The sequence below is a fragment of the Acinetobacter guillouiae CIP 63.46 genome (genome assembly GCF_000368145.1).
GTDB classification, from domain to species: Bacteria; Pseudomonadota; Gammaproteobacteria; order Pseudomonadales; family Moraxellaceae; genus Acinetobacter; species Acinetobacter guillouiae.
The window spans coordinates 1037069-1055279 of record NZ_KB849283.1 but is presented as its reverse complement, the minus strand read 5'-3'; the positions used below and the strand labels follow the sequence as shown (position 1 = coordinate 1055279).

13 protein-coding genes are annotated in these 18211 nt (G+C 40.0%); 9 read left to right on the top strand and 4 right to left on the bottom strand.

The features are described 5' to 3' along the window. Nucleotides 1–2 precede the first annotated feature (2 nt). The 7 genes from F981_RS10165 to F981_RS10135 all read left to right on the top strand — a co-directional run bounded on the left by F981_RS10165 (nt 3) and on the right by F981_RS10135 (nt 11360). The gene (locus F981_RS10165; RefSeq protein ID WP_004721196.1) at nt 3–3116 is read left to right on the top strand and encodes a multidrug efflux RND transporter permease subunit; all 3114 of its coding nucleotides are present in this window, start codon (nt 3–5) and stop codon (nt 3114–3116) included. Next, nucleotides 3113–6208: an efflux RND transporter permease subunit gene (locus F981_RS10160; RefSeq protein WP_004721194.1), complete on the top strand. Its 3096-nt coding sequence runs from the start codon at nt 3113–3115 to the stop codon at nt 6206–6208. The genes F981_RS10165 and F981_RS10160 overlap by 4 nt, the downstream gene beginning before the upstream one ends. An 18-nt stretch (nt 6209–6226) precedes the next feature. Beyond that, entirely contained in the window at nt 6227–7624 is a 1398-nt protein-coding gene (locus tag F981_RS10155; RefSeq protein WP_004721192.1) for an efflux transporter outer membrane subunit, read from the top strand. Between the two features lie 361 nt (nt 7625–7985). Next, complete coding sequence (locus tag F981_RS10150) at nt 7986–8177, top strand: hypothetical protein (RefSeq protein WP_004721190.1); 192 nt, start codon at nt 7986–7988, stop codon at nt 8175–8177. 313 nt (nt 8178–8490) lie between these two features. Continuing rightward, nucleotides 8491–9810, top strand: a complete 1320-nt coding sequence (locus F981_RS10145) for an NCS2 family permease (protein WP_004721188.1) — start codon at nt 8491–8493, stop codon at nt 9808–9810. Between the two features lie 121 nt (nt 9811–9931). Continuing rightward, a complete protein-coding gene (locus F981_RS10140; protein WP_004721186.1) occupies nt 9932–10933 on the top strand; it encodes an adenosine deaminase in 1002 nt (333 codons plus the stop codon). 70 nt (nt 10934–11003) lie between these two features. Next, nucleotides 11004–11360, top strand: a complete 357-nt coding sequence (locus F981_RS10135) for a hypothetical protein (protein WP_004721183.1) — start codon at nt 11004–11006, stop codon at nt 11358–11360. Between the two features lie 103 nt (nt 11361–11463). Here the strand turns inward: F981_RS10135 and F981_RS10130 are convergent, their stop codons facing one another. Continuing rightward, nucleotides 11464–12015: a cytochrome b gene (locus F981_RS10130; RefSeq protein WP_004721181.1), complete on the bottom strand. Its 552-nt coding sequence runs from the start codon at nt 12013–12015 to the stop codon at nt 11464–11466. A gap of 223 nt (nt 12016–12238) precedes the next feature. Between F981_RS10130 and F981_RS10125 the strand changes: the two genes are divergently transcribed. After that, entirely contained in the window at nt 12239–12616 is a 378-nt protein-coding gene (locus F981_RS10125) for a hypothetical protein (protein ID WP_004721179.1), read from the top strand. Between the two features lie 249 nt (nt 12617–12865). Beyond that, the gene (gene rnhB / locus F981_RS10120) at nt 12866–13435 is read left to right on the top strand and encodes a ribonuclease HII (protein WP_004721177.1); all 570 of its coding nucleotides are present in this window, start codon (nt 12866–12868) and stop codon (nt 13433–13435) included. A 79-nt stretch (nt 13436–13514) separates the two neighbouring features. Here the strand turns inward: rnhB and csrA are convergent, their stop codons facing one another. The 3 genes from csrA to alaS form a co-directional block, all read right to left on the bottom strand. Then, nucleotides 13515–13766, bottom strand: a complete 252-nt coding sequence (gene csrA / locus F981_RS10115; RefSeq protein ID WP_004721174.1) for a carbon storage regulator CsrA — start codon at nt 13764–13766, stop codon at nt 13515–13517. Nucleotides 13767–14009: 243 nt separating this feature from the next. Further along, nucleotides 14010–15290, bottom strand: a complete 1281-nt coding sequence (locus F981_RS10110) for an aspartate kinase (protein ID WP_004721171.1) — start codon at nt 15288–15290, stop codon at nt 14010–14012. A gap of 63 nt (nt 15291–15353) precedes the next feature. After that, nucleotides 15354–18047 (bottom strand): alanine--tRNA ligase, encoded by a 2694-nt coding sequence (gene alaS / locus F981_RS10105; RefSeq protein WP_016539072.1) that lies wholly within the window; start codon nt 18045–18047, stop codon nt 15354–15356. Nucleotides 18048–18211 lie beyond the last annotated feature (164 nt).

Genomic DNA, 18211 nt, shown 5'->3' with positions numbered 1-18211 from the left:
TCATGAATATTTCACGGTTCTTTATTTTACGTCCAGTCGCAACCACATTATTGATGTTAGCACTGCTGTTGAGTGGCTTCTTGGTTTGGCGGTTGTTGCCTGTCTCTGCTTTGCCACAGGTCGATTATCCAATTATTCAAGTCTATACTTTTCAACCTGGCGCCAATCCCGATACAGTACAACGCACAATCACCGCACCACTCGAACGAGAAATGGGTAAAATTGCTGGTTTAAAGCAAATGTCTTCTAGTAGTTCAGTGGGGGCATCCGTTATTACCTTGCAGTTTGAACTGAGCGCAGAACTTGGTGTCGTTGAACAAGAAGTACAGTCAGCACTCAGTACAGCCAGCAGTAAATTACCCAATGATCTACCAGCACCACCGGTTTACCGTAAAGTAAATCCTGCTGATGTTCCTGTGATTACCCTTGCGATCAGTTCAGAAACTTTACCTTTAACAACAGTCTACGACATGGTGGATACCCGAGTTGCGCAAAAGCTTTCTCAGCTTTCAGGTGTCGGGATGGTCAGCCTCGCGGGTGGGCAACGTCCAGCAATACGCGTGCAAATGAATGCTGCGGCACTTGCTGCCTATAAAATGAGTGCTGAGGATGTGCGTTCTGCAATTAATTCTGCCAATGCAAATCAACCCAAAGGCAGCTTTGATGGACCATATCGCACCACCATGTTGGATGCCAATGATCAGATTCGTTCGATTGCAGATTATGAAAATCTAATTTTACGCTGGAACAATGGCGCACCGATACGTCTTAGAGATGTGGCAAAAGTCATAGAAGGGAGCGAAGATCGCTATATGGCGGCTTGGGCAGACAGTCAAGCTGCAATCTTGGTCAATGTACAGCGCCAACCGAATGCCAATGTGATTCAAGTTGCAGATCAGATTAAGCAAATATTGCCTGAGCTACAAAAAAATCTGCCTGAAAATGTCAAAATTCGAGTGTTAACCGATCGAACTGAGAGTATTCGCAGCTCCATTGATGATGTGCAAAAAGAATTGGTTTTTGCCGTGTGCTTGGTGGTGATGGTGACTTTTTTATTTTTAAGAAATTTATCCGCTACGATTATTCCTAGTATTGCCGTACCACTGTCGATTATTGGTACTTTTATCGTCATGTATTTTTTAGGATTCTCTGTTAATAACCTGACTTTAATGGCACTCACCATTGCGACAGGCTTTGTAGTCGATGATGCAATTGTGATGTTGGAAAATATTGCACGACATCGTGAGGCAGGAGAAAGCTTATTACAAGCCGCACTTAAAGGATCTAAAGAAATCGGCTTTACCTTAATTTCCCTGACGATTTCACTGATTGCAGTATTAATCCCATTACTGTTTATGGGGGATGTGGTTGGGCGACTGTTCCATGAATTTGCTGTCACTTTAGCAGCAGCAATCGCAATTTCATTGGTGGTGTCGCTTACATTGACGCCAATGATGTGCGCATATTTATTAAAAAATGCCAAACATTCAACTTCTCACAGTCGCTGGAGTCTAGACCGAATTATCCAGCAATACGGTAAAGCTTTACAGTGGGTTTTTCGGCATCAAGTACTGACTCTTGCGGTGATGTTGAGTACCGTCATTTTAGCGGGTCTGCTGTATTGGATGATTCCCAAAGGCTTTTTCCCTGTACAGGACAGTGGTGTCATACAGGTGGTGACTGAAGCGCCTGATGATATTTCATTCCAAGCCATGAGTGAGCATCAACAAACACTCGCGGGGCAGATCTTAAAAGATCCTGCTGTGGAAAGTTTGTCTTCATTTATTGGTATAGATGCCAATAATCCAAAACTAAGTAATGGACGTATTTTAATTAATCTAAAGCCGCATGCTGAAAGAGATCCTGTAGATCAAATTATGGCACGACTTAGAGGACAGTTCGCTCAAGTTGAAGGGATTCAAGGCTGGATGCAACCAGTACAAGAGCTGAGTATTGAAGATAAAATCAGTCGTACTCAATATCAACTGAGTATAAGCGCTGCTAAAACGACAGATTTAGCCGAATGGACCCCTATATTTGTTGATGCTTTACGACAACAACCTGAATTTGCACAAGTCACCAGTGAAGAGGGTGGACAAGGCTTACAAGCATTTATTGATGTCAATCGAGATGCCGCAGCACGTTTGGGTTTAAACATTGAAGATATCAGTTTAGCTTTACAAAATTTATTTGCGCAGCGCCAAATTGCAACTTTATACACGCAATCTAATCAATATCGTATTGTTTTAGAACTTGACCCAACATTCACTCTAGGTATAGATGCTTTAGGGCAAACCTATATTCACAATAAGCAAGGAGAGCCGATATTACTCAGTTCTGTTGCCAATATTGTGCAAAAACGCGTGCCTATTATTCTGCAACAGCAATCACAATTTCCGGCCAATGGGGTATCTTTTAATCTTGCATCAGGGGTCGCGCTCGGGGATGCGATCAAAGCGATTGATCGCGTACAACAGCGTCTAAATCTACCAACAGAAGTCAAAGTCAAACTGCAAGGTGCAGCCGCTGCCTATGAGAACTCGCAACAACATACTTTTTGGTTGGTGATTGCAGCAATAGTGACCATGTACATTGTGTTGGGCATTCTGTACGAAAGTTTTATTCACCCGATAACCATTCTTTCTACCTTGCCATCTGCTGCAATTGGTGCTTTGTTGGCATTGTTTATGGTCAATCGACCACTGGACATGATTGCCTTGATTGGGATCATTTTATTGATTGGTCTGGTCAAGAAAAATGGCATCATGATGGTGGATTTTGCTTTGGCTGCACAACGTAATGACGGATTGTCACCACAGCAAGCGATTTATCAAGCCGCACTGATGCGTTTTCGCCCAATTTTAATGACTACTCTTGCGGCACTGGTTGGGGCAATTCCATTGATGCTTGCATCGGGTTCAGGGGCTGAATTACGTCAGCCTCTTGGGATCGTCATGGTGGGTGGTCTGATTTTAAGTCAAGTCCTGACGTTATTTACTACACCAGTGGTTTATTTATTTTTTGATCGTCTGCAATATTCATTGCAACATACCAATTCAGATTTATCTGTAGATGATTTACCCACAGATCATGATACGACAAGGAGAGAGTTTTGACTTTTCTCTCGACCTTTATTCACCGACCTGTTGCCAGTATTTTACTGGGAATCGCAATTGTATTATTGGGTATATTGGCCTATTTTCGCTTACCTGTAGCCGCTTTACCACAGGCAGATATTCCAACGATTGTGGTGCGAGCAAGTTTACCTGGTGCAAGTCCTGAAAGTATGTCTGCCACCGTGGCGACGCCATTAGAGCGTGCCATGATGGGCGTTTCAGGGGTAAAAGCGATTAATTCTTCAAGTAATCAAAGCGCAACCCAAGTGGTTTTGCATTTTGATTTAAAGACTGACATCAATGAAGCCGCCAGAGAGGTCCAAGCTGCAATCAATGCTGCGATGTCACAGCTGCCTTCTGGAATGCCAAGCCCTCCTGAATATTTCAAGATCAATCCAAGCCAGAGTCCAATTTTTTATTTGGCACTGAGTTCAGAACATCTTTCTGCGGGCAAACTCTATGAAATTGCCAGTAATCAGCTGCAGCCAAATCTTGCGCAAATTAATGGGGTTGGGGAAGTTGTCATTGACGGGGCATCTATGCCAGCTGTGCGAATTCAACTCAATCCAAATGCCTTGATTTCACAAGGGGTGTCTTTGGAGCAAGTTCGTGAAGCGATTGTAAAAAGTAATACAGTACAAGCCTTAGGGGTAATTGAAACTGAACAGTTACGTTGGCAAGTTGAGCTTCCAAGTCGTTTAAAAAAAGCGGATGATTTTGCCAATTTGATCATACATCAAAATGGTCAGACAGTTGTCCGTTTAAAAGATGTGGCTGAGGTACAGGATTCGGTCGAAAACCGTTATGTAAGTGGTTTTCACAATGGCAAACCAGCGGTTATTATTAAAATCAGCCGTCAACCCAATGCAAATACCGTTGCCACAATTGAAAAGATCAAAGAAAAACTACCAGAGTTAAGCAGATTAATTCCAGCAGATTCACAACTGACCACAGTGATGGATGGATCGGAAATTATTCGGGCGGGCTTAAATGAGGCAAGGGATACTTTATTATTTTCCATGCTTTTAGTGATTATTGTGGTCGCACTGATGTTAGGTCGTCTGCAAAGTGCTCTTGTTCCAAGTATTGCTTTACTGGTGACTTTGATTGGCGCATGCAGCCTGGTTTATCTCGCTGGATTTTCATTGAATAACTTGTCGATTATGGCGGTGATTGTTGCGATTGGGCTCGTGGTTGATGATGCAATTGTAGTTTTGGAAAATATTGAACGTCATATAGAACAGGGTGAACAGCCTATACAGGCTGCCTTAAATGGTATTCGAGAAGTCGGTCTGACCTTGCTGGCAATGAATTTGGCTTTGGTGGTGATCTTTATTTCCGTGCTATTTATGGGAGGTGTAATCGAACGATTGTTTAGAGAGTTTTCTTTAACACTGATTTTTATTATTATTTTATCTGTATTTGTCTCCCTAGTCCTTACGCCAAGCTTATCTGCACGCTGTTTAAAACCATTAGAGCGTTATCAACATCAGGCTTTATATTGCTATAGCCATCGCTTGATGCAGGGTTTGAGTCAGCTCTATTTGCATTCACTGAAATGGATGATCAAACACGGTTATTTGGTCATTTTGCTATGGGGCGGTGCAATTGCTGCTTCTGTATATGTCTATCAAACATTACCCAAACGGGTATTACCTGAGCAAGATACTGGACGGGTTGAAGCTTTTATTCGAGGGGATGATGGTTTCTCCTTTCAAATTATGCAACCCAAAATCGCCACCTTTAGTGAAAGTGTATTAAAGGATCCCGCAGTCAAAGATGTGATTGGTACGTCTGGTGGTGCTGGTGGAATCACCAATTCTTTTTTAATGGTGAGTTTAAAACCCAAAGCAGAGCGAGATGGCAAATCTTCACATGAAATTGTAGATAGAATTAAAAAAAATGCCCCATGGCTGGCAGGTGCGATTTTTTCTGCACAAGTCAAACAGGAACTAGAATTGGATGATCCATTTTCAAGTGGAAGTGGGCAAGATTATTTGTTGTTACTGCAATCTGATGATGTTGCGTTGCTACGTCAGTGGGTGCCTAAAGTTGCTCAGGCAATGCAGAAGCTTGCAGAGTTAGAAGAAGTTGAAACCATGGGCGATGAAGGTGCTCAGCATGTGACTTTAGACATTGACCGTGAAGCAGCACGTCGTTTGGGTGTGGATATAGAAAATATTTCAAGCGTACTCAATAACTCATTTTCGCAGCGCCAAATTTCGACTATTTATGATCAAACCCAACAGTTTTATGTGGTGATGGAAGTCGATAAACACTTTACTGAACATCCTGAAGCGCTGGCAAATGTACGCATTCCAAACCAACAAGGGATTGCTGTACCACTCAGTAATTTTGCCACATGGTCTTATGGTATTACCAATGATCGGGTTTATCGACGCAACCAATATGCCGCAATGGGGATTGGTTATGTGGTTAAACAAGGCTATAGCTATGAACAAGCGGATGCGGCTATTCGTAGTGTTTTACCCGAAGTGATGTTACCCAATGAAATTTTTATCATGACAGATAAAGATGTCGAGGCAGAAAGTTTGCAGGCTGGTTTATCGACGCCGTTACTTGTCTGTGTGGTGATCTTACTTATTTATATCGTTCTTGGGGTTACCTATGAAAGTCTGGTTCATCCATTGACGATTTTATCGACAGTACCCGCAGTGGCTTTGGGGGCTTTGTTGACCTTATGGTTATTTAATTTCCAATTCACCTTAATTGCACTTTTGGGCATGTTTTTATTGATCGGAATTGTTGTAAAAAATGCCATTCTTTTAATTGATTTTACTTTATTAGAAAGAAGAGCAGGCAAGACTGCATATCAGGCTATTTTGTCTGCCGCAGCTCTCCGTTTTCGTCCAATTCTGATGACCAATACCGCAGCGTTGCTGGGTGCAATTCCACTGGCACTTAGCTGGGGAGAAGGGGCGGAGCTACGTCAGCCTTTGGGTGTTGTCATTGTGGGTGGTTTAGCCTTGGGTCAATTATTGACGTTGTATACAACGCCTGTCTTGTATTTGGTGTTGGAAAAATGTGCTGAATCTTGTTTGAAATTGAAAAATAAATATGCACTTCATTGAGGTAAATAGGAAAATATAATGCAGAGTTTAATCGTTAAAAATGTCATGTGCCTTAGTGTGTTATTGATATTGACTGCATGCAATTCTACTGTTGTGTTGCATCCGCCTGAATATAAAGTGCCAGTCCTTCAAACGGATGATCATTATAAATATGCTGTTTTAAATTGGAAAAAAACCGCAAGCTTGGAAGTCAATGCCAACACTTGGTGGGAAATTTTTCAAGATCCTATTCTTAGTCAATTGATGCAACAATTGAATCAAGAAAATTTGAGTCTGAAACAAGCGGAAGCACGATATCAACAAGCCAATGCCTTACTTGAGCAGCAACGCGCTAACCGTTTGCCAAGTTTAAAGTTAAATGGTTCTGCACAACGTAGTGGAACAAAGGACAGTACGCCAAATAACCAATTTACAACGGGTGTTCAGGTCAGTTGGATTCCTGATTTATGGGGCAGGGTCGCCAAAGCAGTTGAAGGGCAACAGGCAAATTTAGAGGCTTCACAGGCTGACTTAGCTGCAGTTAAACTCAATCAACAATTATTGGGCACAGAAAGCTATTGGAATATCCGAGTACTGGATGCGCAGTTGGATGTTTTACGACAAACCCAACACAGTTATCAGCGTTCCGTCAAAATTTTAAATAACCAATATATTGCAGGGATGATCGCGAGAGCGGATGTGATACAGGCTGAAACACAACTCAAGCAAGTTCAAATCCAGCAGATAGAAACCCAGCGAGAACGTGATTTACAAGAAAATATTTTAGCTGTGGTACAAGGTAAAACGGTTGCTCAATTTCAATTGGCCAAACAGAAACAGCACTTTCAAGTTCCAATATTACCAACTCAGCTACCAAGTCGGATGCTTATCCAGCGCCCTGATGTGATACGTGCTGAACGTGAATTGGCTGCAACACATGCCCAATTGGGCTTGGCTCAAACGGCATGGTTACCCGATCTCAGTATTGGCTTAACGGGTGAAGTAAATAGTCGCGTGTTGAGTCAACTGTTTCAAGCACCACAGTACTTGTGGTCGACTGGCTTACAAACAACGGCATTGATATTTGACGGTGGAAAACGTAAGACTGAGATTGCACAAGCACAAGCGAGTTATGCTGAAAAAGCAGCAGCGTATAGACAGGCTGTTTTAACGGGTTGGAAAGAGGTGGAAGACGCGCTTTTACAGTCATCCAGTTTTAAACAGCAACAATTTGAACAAGCTCAACTATTTAAACTTGCTTTAGAAAATGAACAAGTTGTAACTCGACGCTATAACGCTGGCTTAGTCAGTTATTTAGAAGTGGTCACAGCACAGAATTTAACCTTACAGGCGGAACAGGCAACTTTACAGCTCAAGCAGTTGCAGTTAAAAAATACAGCCCAACTGATTGCAGCCTTAGGTGGAAATATCAGTTGAAGGCCCTATGTAAAACTTAAGTGAGTTGGCTTAAATCTTTGAATAGTGTATTTAAATCTTATGGATTTAAAAGCTTACATGCTTTTAAAAGTGTGTAAGCTAAGCTGTCTAAACTCTTGTTGTTAAACATTTTATGTATTTAAAGATTGCCTATGATTCATCAAGTTTCATGTTGTTTTTTTATCATCATTTAAAACAAATAGCACCATTTTAGATGTATAGCAGGATTTAAAGCCTGATATGCACTATGAAAGCGCAAGTTAATACTTGTGATTTGTCGGACAATTTTATTGTTAAAGTGTTATTTATGTCACATTTATGTGTATAATCAGCGAAATTTATACCCTGATTTGATTTTGAAATGGTAAAGCTTGTAACTTTTTTCGTGTTTAGTAGTGTGATATTTCTAGGCTATTTTTCTTATGTCGATTCGCAACAGAAAAAACAACAAGAAATGCAAAATATTATCAAAGATGCGAATTTAACCATTCGGAAAATTGAGTCTAATCCTAATAATCACAATCATTTAAAAGTAAGTAATACGGTGATTTGATTTACGTACTGTATATCCTTAAAGCATTAAACTTCTGAGTTCACATGAATTGGATGACTAAAAGCATCAGATTGATAAAATTATTTAAACTGTATGTTATAATTTGTAATATGTAATCGATAACGACCGTTAAACCTTCTAGAAAATGAAAGCTGCTAATCTGCAGCTTTTTTAATTCAAGTTTTTTATCGGAAATGTCATTTTGGTATGTTTATTGAATGCTGAATTATGGCCTTAATTGACGGCATTTAGCATTTTTTTAAATGAACTCGATTTTATCAACGAATAGCTCAAACTTAACAGGGGCTCAACAATGACGAATCCAAATCCTTCAGCGGGTTTGCTTGAACGCTTATTTAAACTGAGCGAAAATAAAACGACGTTTAGAACCGAAATACTGGCAGGTTTAACGACATTTTTAACAATGTGCTACATCATCATTGTTAACCCATTGATTCTTTCAGAAACAGGTATGGATCATGGCGCCGTATTTGTGGCAACGTGTTTAGCCGCTGCGATTGGTTGTTTGGTCATGGGGGTTGTTGCAAACTATCCGATTGCACTTGCACCAGGTATGGGACTGAATGCTTATTTTACCTATTCCGTTTGTTTAGGTATGGGCGTTGAGTGGCAAACCGCTTTGGCTGCTGTATTTGTTTCCGGACTTGTCTTCATTGCAATTAGCATGTTTAAAATCCGTGAAGCCATTGTCAATGCGATTCCAATGTCATTGAAATTTGCAATCGGTGGTGGTATTGGATTATTCCTTGCACTGGTTGCATTGAAAAACTCAGGCATTATTGTTGCAAATCAAGCAACTTTGGTGGGTTTGGGGGATTTAAAACAACCTACAGTCTTACTGACCTTATTGGGTTTTTTCCTGATCGTGATTATGCACCACTATAAAATTCGTGGCGCAATTATTATCAGTATTTTAGCAATCACTGGTATTGCAACAGCTTTAGGTTTAAATGAATTTAAAGGGGTTGTTGGTTCGATTCCTTCTATTGCACCGACATTCATGCAAATGAATTTTGAAAACTTATTTACGGTAAGTTTGGTAGGCGTAATTTTCGTATTCTTCTTGGTTGATTTATTTGACTCAACCGGAACATTGGTCGGGGTTTCACATCGTGCTGGTTTATTGAAAGATGGTAAATTACCACGTTTGAAAAAAGCGCTATTTGCAGATTCAACTGCAATTGTTGCCGGTGCTGCTTTGGGTACATCATCAACAACGCCTTATATTGAGTCATCTGCGGGTGTTGCTGCAGGCGGTCGTACAGGTTTAACTGCAGTTGTTGTCGGTATTTTATTTTTAGCGTGTTTATTTTTAGCACCACTGGCTCAATCTGTTCCCGGATTTGCGACTGCTCCAGCATTATTATTCGTTGGTGTGTTGATGATTCAAGGCATTATCAATATTGAATGGGATGATATTACTGAAGCAGTTCCAGCATTTTTAACCATTGTATTTATGCCATTTGCTTATTCTATTGCAGACGGTATTGCAATGGGCTTTATCAGCTATGCATTGGTTAAATTATTTACAGGTAAAGCGAAAACAGTTCCATATATGGTTTGGATCATTGCTGTGCTCTGGGTGATTAAATTCGTTGCATTTGGTGGTTAATAAATTTAAATAAGAAAAGGGTGTAAACTCAAGTTTGCACCCTTTTTTGTTTTAATCAGATTGAAATGAATCCAAGTGATTTGGATGATTGAAATTTAATTTAATAAGTTTGAGGAAAAACGTGAATAGATTAGAACTTATTCGTGCCTTACCTAAGGCAGAACTCCATGTACATATCGAAGGCACGTTTGAGCCTGAGTTGATGTTTGCAATAGCTCAGCGTAATCAAATTGATATCCCGTATAAATCTGTAGAAGAAGTCAAACAAGCATATAACTTTCATAATCTACAGTCTTTCCTTGATATTTATTATGCAGGTGCAAATGTACTGATCAATGAACAAGACTTTTATGATTTAGCTTGGGCATATTTTGAAAAATGTGCAGAAGATAAAGTTGTACATACTGAAATGTTCTTTGATCCACAAACACATACTGACCGCGGGGTTGCCTTTGAAACGGTGATCAATGGTCTACAACGTGCATGCGATGATGCTCAAACAAAGTTGGGTATAAGCTCTCATTTGATCATGTGCTTCCTGCGTCACTTAAGTGAAGAAGCAGCATTTGAAACGTTAAAGCAAGCTTTGCCGTATAAAGATCAAATTATTGCTGTAGGTTTAGATTCAAGCGAAGTTGGGCATCCACCAGCTAAGTTTGAACGGGTTTTTGCTCAAGCACGCAAAGAAGGTTTCTTGGTGGTTGCACATGCGGGAGAAGAAGGGCCTGCTGAATATGTTTGGGAAGCTTTAGATTTATTAAAAGTAAACCGTATTGACCACGGTGTACGCTCAGAAGAAGACCCAGCACTGATGCAACGTTTAATTGCAGAAAAGATGCCTTTGACTGTTTGCCCACTGAGCAATTTAAAATTGTGTGTGGTGGATGATATGGCTCAACATAATATTCACCGTTTATTGCAAAAAGGCGTGCATGTGACTGTCAATTCAGATGACCCATCTTATTTTGGTGGCTATATGAATGATAATTTTATTTCGATTGCTGAAGCACTAGATCTTTCAAATACAGAGTTAAAGCAATTGGCAAAAAATTCATTTGAAGCGTCATTTATTTCAAATGAAGAAAAGCAAAAATGGAACAATCAAATTGATCAATTGGCTTAAATCAAGCTATATTCTTTAAGCATATAAAAGCAGTGTGTGAACACTGCTTTTTTTTCATGAGGGAAATAGAATGAAATTTTTAACAACATGTTTAACCTTATTCATTATTTTACCTGTGACTGTTGCATGTGCAGACTCAAGCACAGAAACGATTACGCAGAAAATGCTAAAGCCTTTAATCGAACAGCAGTGTGCCAGTGAGTTAAAAGCGTCAAAGATTTGGCAAGCATCCTCATTTTTATGGACAGCTGCACAACAGCAACATGCACAGCAAAAAATCTGTGGCTGTGTCAGTGAGAATGCTTTGAACGATGTACCAGCTAAACAGCTGGTGATGGCAACTTTTAATGAAGCTGCAAAAAATAAGCTGATTCAACAAGCAGTGATGAATAGTTTAAAAGGTTGTGCGAAAGAAGCATTAAAGTAAAGATCTAGAATTTAAAGCGCCATAAATTTAAACCACAATAAAAATATAAAAAAAAGCACACCGTTTTGATGTGCTTTTAATAGGCTTTTTAATCTGTATATGACTAACCTTGTCGTGTCATACTTTTCAATACATTGTCTTTATCAATAAAATGATGTTTGAGCGCAGCGAGAACATGTCCGACAAGAAGTAAGCCAGCAGCCCATGAAATATAAATATGTAAAGGTTTAACAATCGCTGTTAAATCGGGGTTATCTTGTACAAGTCTTGGAATCTCAAATAAGTACAATACAGGCACGGGATGGCCAGCACTCCAGCTAAATAAACATCCAGTGATTGGCAATGCCAATAGCATGAAATATAAACCCAAATGACCTAAATGAGCCAAAGTTTTCATCAATGGTGACATGGTTTCAGGTAGTTCAGGGGCAGGGTGAGTGTAACGCCAAAAGATACGGATAATGACCAAAAAGATAATCACCGATGCAATATTCTTATGTAGAGTAATGACATCGCCTTTAAACGGTCCATCGACATCATAGCTTAAAAAATTGCCACTATAAAAACCAATGACCCAAGCGGTAATAAAGATGATTGCCATAATCCAATGCAACCATTGTGCTGTCCTTGTATAGTATTGTGATTTTTGTTGCATGACACAGATTCCAATTTAATTTAGTGCTTATAATATGGATTTTATTAAAAGAAATCAGTTCTAAAAACTCAACGTATTGTTTTAAATTTGCAACGCTTAAAGCAATAATTGTGAAATATTTATCCATTTAGCGTCTAATGAGGTGATTATTCAAATTTTAGTTTAATCCAAGTGTTAGTTTAGGCAAAATAGCCTAGCTTTATCTCATAAAAAGGAAAAAATTGTGAAAAAACGCGTTGTCTTTCTTGCTTCAATCGCTTTAGCTCTAACGGCTTGCGCGACCAATGATCCAACAGGTGCTGCAGCAGCGTCAACAACTCAGCAGTTAGGTGGTGTTGCGCTTAAAATCGCGATAAATGCGAAATGTACAACTGAACTGAATAATTTACCTGCTTGGAAGACTGCAACAAAAGTCATGACTGCAGACCAGAAAAACAATGTACAAAGTGAAATTTGTGGTTGTGTCAGTGAAAAGGCACCACAAAGTGTTAGCACTGTAGATTTAGCAACAGCTGCTTTAGATCCTCAAGCGCGTGCTACGATTGTTTCAAATGTCGTGACAAAAACAATTAATGCATGTGTTGCAGAAGCGATGAGATAGTTGCATTAAAGCATCAAAGACATATGAATTTATTGATACAGTTTTTTGTATATTGATAAATTCATGGTCTTAGGACTGATGCTCTTTTCTTTAAATGGCGTCTTTCACGCTAAGCAAAATATTCTAAATTTTGATCACTTGATTGAAGTTATGTAGAAAGAAAAGGGCTTTCGATCTGTCATCATCTCAAGATGATGATGTATAAACTCAGATAAAACCTGTTGAGCTTCTTTTAGGATAGGAAAGAAAATGTTAGTTGCTGGTGTAGATGAAGCAGGACGAGGTCCATTGGTTGGCTCTGTGGTTGCAGCTGCAGTTATTTTAGATCCAAACAACCCAATTCAAGGGTTAAATGATTCTAAAAAATTAACTGAAAAAAAACGTGAAAAGTTATTCATTGAGATTCAGGAAAAAGCGATTGCTTGGGCAATTGCTGAAGCAACACATCAAGAAATTGATGAGCTGAATATCTTGCAAGCTTCATTATTGGCGATGCGACGTGCTGTAGAGGCACTTAAAACGCGACCAGAACATGTGCTTGTAGATGGCAATAAAGTTCCTAAAGGCTTAAGCATGAGCTGTGATGCGGTCGTAGGCGGGGATGTTTTACATGCTGAGATCAGTGCGGCAAGTATTTTAGCCAAAGTAACGCGTGATCATGAAATGGTTGAGCTAGACAAGTTGTATCCGCAATTTGGTTTTGCTAAACATAAAGGTTATCCAACCAAAGCACACTTTGACGCCATCGCTGAACATGGGGTGATTGATCAACATCGCCGTAGCTATTCGCCAGTCAAAAAAGCACTGGGTCTTGAATAAAACGGATGATGTTTTTTACTGATCAATAAAAATTTAAAGCGGCTTAAAAGCCGCTTTAGTTTCCAAAACCACTATAATCTTAACGATTATAGGTGTTTTGCGAATTATCATCTTCAAAAGAAGGTTGATAATCTTGATCAATATGTTGCAAATGCTCGTGCATAGCACGCTCATGTTGAATACGTTGATAAATTTCTTCGCGATGTACAGAAACTTCTTTTGGGGCATTTACACCAATACGAACTTGGTTGCCTTTAACACCAAGCACAGTAACACTGACTTGATCCCCAATCATCAAAGTTTCTCCGACACGGCGGGTCAGAATCAGCATGTTTATCTCCTTGCTTAAAAGCTAAACCTGCGATGAATTTCTAAAAACTAGAAAACACAACTTTAAATAGCACCGATAATTTTAACAGAATAATGTGACAAATTTTTCATTTTCACATTGCTCTATTGAAATTTCTCTAAAACCTCAAAAACTAATATAACAGAGCCACTATAGAAAACACTATAGTGGCTCTGATTTTTTCTTGGTCAAAACAGCGAATAAGTTGCTATATTTGATCAAAAATTATGCACGCGCACTCGATTCGCCATGTTCACGGTCTAAACCGAAGGCTGTATGGAGTGAACGAACTGCAAGTTCTAAGTAATTTTCTTCAATAATCACGGAAATTTTGATTTCAGAAGTCGAGATCATCAAGATATTAATCCCTTCATCTGCAAGTGCAGTAAACATTTTACTTGCAACACCTGCATGAGAACGCATACCAACGCCAACAATCGACACTTTAACAATGTCATCACGCGTAGCAACTTCACGCGCACCAATCGCTGTAGCCGTTTCTTCTAGGATTGCTTTGGCTTTTTTAAGTTCACCACGATTCACGGTAAAAGTGAAGTCAGTTGTGCCATCTTCTTCAACGTTTTGGATGATCATATCCACTTCAACGTTTGCAGCACCAATAGGCGATAAGATTTTAGACGCAATACCTGGTTCATCAGGTACACCTAAAATTGTTAATTTAGCTTCGTCACGGTTAAATGCGATACCAGAAATAATTGGCTGTTCCATATTGTCTTCCGCTTCAGTAGTGATTAGTGTTCCGACATTGTTTTTGAAATCTTCGTCGAATGCGCCATCATTGTCATTATCAAAACTTGATAATACGCGTAAAGGCACTTGGTATTTTCCTGCAAATTCAACAGAACGAATTTGCAATACTTTAGAACCGAGAGATGCCATTTCAAGCATTTCTTCAAATGAAATACGATCAACTTTTTTTGCTTTAGGTGCAACACGGGGATCAGTGGTATAAACCCCATCCACATCTGTGTAAATCTGACATTCATCTGCTTTTAATGCCGCAGCAAGTGCAACACCAGAAGTATCAGAACCGCCACGGCCTAAAGTTGTTGTATTGCCATCAATGTCGAAACCTTGGAAGCCTGCAACAACAATGACACGACCTGCATCCAAATGATTTGTCATCACATCTGTATCAATAGATTCGATACGGGCTTTGGTAAACGCGCTGTCAGTTTTGATACCAACTTGGCGACCTGTGAGTGACTTAGCTTCAACACCAATTGAATTGAGCGCCATTGCTAACATTGAAATCGTTACCTGTTCACCCGTAGATACCATTTGGTCTAGTTCACGAGGATCAGGGGTTTCGGTAATGGCTTTCGCTAAAGCCAATAAGCGGTTTGTTTCACCACTCATTGCGGATACAACCACTACAACCTTGTGGCCGTGGTCATGCCAACGCTTTACACGACGAGCAACATTTAAAATGCGCTCGGGAGTACCCATAGAAGTACCGCCATATTTTTGAACGATTAATGCCATAGTTGTTCCATATAAGCCATGACCCTAATCGGCATTAGGGTCAGTTACACAAAAGGTGAAGTATTATTTTTTAGCAAGCCAAGCAGTTAAATCTGCCATCACTTGTTCAAACTTCTCGTTTAGTGGCGCGCCACCTTGTGCTAAGTCAGGTTTACCACCACCTTTACCACCAAGCTCAGTTGCTAAGTGTTTGATGATGTCACCCGCTTTTAGATTTGCAGTGAAATCTTTAGCTACAGATGCGATAAGACTAACTTTGTCACCTTCTACAGCCGCAAGCACAATCACTGCATTATCTAATTTTGATTTGACACTGTCATGAAGATGACGAACAGACTTCGCATCTTGTCCTTGAACTGTGGCAATAAGTGTTTGGCGACCCGCAATTTCCGTCACTTGACTGATTAAATCAGAGGCTTGGAAATTCGCCAATTTTTGATTCAATTGCTCAATTTGTTTTTGCAATTGATGTGCTGTTTCTAGCGTTGATTGAACTTTTTCAACAGTTTGATCTTTCTGTGCTTTTAATAAATCGTTGATGTGCAAAATGTCTGCATCAAATTTTTGAACGATTTCAAGCGCTTTGGTACCTGTAACAGCTTCAATACGACGAACACCTGCTGCAACACCACTTTCAGAGGTGATTTTAAACAGACCAATATCGCCAGTACGTTTTACATGGATACCACCACAAAGTTCGATAGAGAAATTTTTCTCATCTTGGATTGAACCCATAGAAAGTACACGAACTTCATCACCATATTTTTCACCGAACAACATCATTGCGCCTTTTTCTTTTGCTGCATCGATGTCTAAAAGTTCAGTAGAAACGGCGGTATTTGCAATTACTTCGCGGTTTACAATACGTTCAACCTGTTGAATTTGTTCAAATGTCACCGGTTGGTCATTGGCAAAGTCAAAACGTAAAATGTCAGAAGCGACCAACGAACCTTTTTGTTGTACGTGCTCGCCCAATACTTGACGTAAAGCAGCATGTAAAAGGTGAGTTGCAGAGTGATTGCGTGCAGTTGCTTCACGAAGATCTGCTTTTACAATTGCTTCAACATTTTGAGTCGCTTTTAGGCTTCCCATTGTCACGATACCTTGATGGACAAAAGCGCCACCAGATTTTTTAGTATCTTGAACTTCAAAAATACCAGTATCGTTTTTGAACAGACCTGTATCACCAATCTGACCACCGCTTTCTGCATAGAACGGTGTTTGGTTCAATACGATTAGTGCTTCATCGCCTTCAACGACTTCATCAACTTGTACGCCATCTTTATAGATCGCAATAATTTGACCTTGACCTTGAGTTGCTTCATAGCCATCAAATTGAGTTTCGCTATCTACTTTCACAATACTGTTATAGTCAACAGCAAACTTACCTGCATCACGTGCACGTTGACGTTGAGCAGCCATTTCAACTTCAAAACCAGCTTCGTCAATTTCCAGTTCGCGTTCACGTGCGATATCTGCGGTTAAATCAGCAGGGAAGCCATAAGTGTCGTAAAGTTTAAAGACGGTTTCGCCTGGAATGGTTTTACCTTTGAGGTTGGCTAATTCACCTTCAAGCAGTTTTAAACCTTGTTCAAGCGTTTTGGCAAACAATTCTTCTTCACGAATCAAAGCTGCTTCAATTACATTACGACGTTGTTCAAGCTCAGGATAAGCAGTGCCCATAGCATCGATTAATGGTTGCAACATCTTGTAGAAGAATGTACCCGTTGCGCCCATTTTATTACCATGACGTACTGCGCGACGAATAATACGACGCAATACATAACCACGACCTTCATTTGAAGGGTTAACGCCATCTGCGATCAGGAAGCAGCATGAGCGTGCATGGTCTGCGACCACTTTAAGTGAAGCAGGGTATTCAATAGGTTTATTGTTTGCTTGTGCGGTTGCAACCGCTTTAGATGTATCAACACCAATAATTTCAGCAGCAGACTTTAATAGGTCTTGGAACATGTCAATTTCATAGTTTGAATTGACATGTTGTAAAACAGCAGAAATACGTTCCAAGCCCATGCCTGTATCTACAGATGGTGCAGGAAGATTATGCAGTACGCCATCAGCAGTACGGTTAAACTGCATGAAAACGTTGTTCCAGATTTCAATAAAACGGTCGCCATCTTCTTCTGGTGTACCTGGTAAGCCACCCCAAATATGATCGCCATGGTCAAAGAAAATTTCAGAACAAGGACCACATGGGCCAGTATCACCCATTGCCCAGAAGTTATCAGAAGCGTATTTTTCACCTTTATTGTCACCAATACGGATAATACGATCTGCAGCTAAGCCAATTTCTTTGTTCCAAATGTCAAACGCTTCATCATCTGTATGATAAACAGTGGCATATAATTTATCTTTAGGTAGTGCTAACCATTCTTCACCAGTAAGGAAATCCCAAGCAAAACGAATCGCGTCACGCTTAAAGTAATCACCAAAAGAGAAGTTACCTAACATTTCAAAGAATGTATGGTGACGTGCTGTATAACCGACATTATCTAAGTCGTTGTGCTTACCGCCTGCACGGACACATTTTTGCGACGTCGTTGCGCGAACATAGTCACGTTTTTCTAATCCAAGGAAACAGTCTTTAAACTGGTTCATCCCTGCGTTGGTAAAAAGCAGAGTAGGGTCATTGGCAGGTACAAGTGAACTTGACGCGACACGTGTATGTCCTTGCGATTCAAAGTAGCGCAAAAATGCTTCACGTATTTCAGCAGTTGTCATAAAACGAGTACTCACAACCAAGTCACTCCTTAATTTTCGTATTGGCTAAAAGTGCGTTGCTGAGTCTGATTTTTGTGCTCAGTCACCACACGGGCTTATTTTTAAAAACGCCAAAGTATAACGGAAAATGTAGTGTCCACCAATGATTTTAAGGTGAATTATTGGTATTTCTATACATT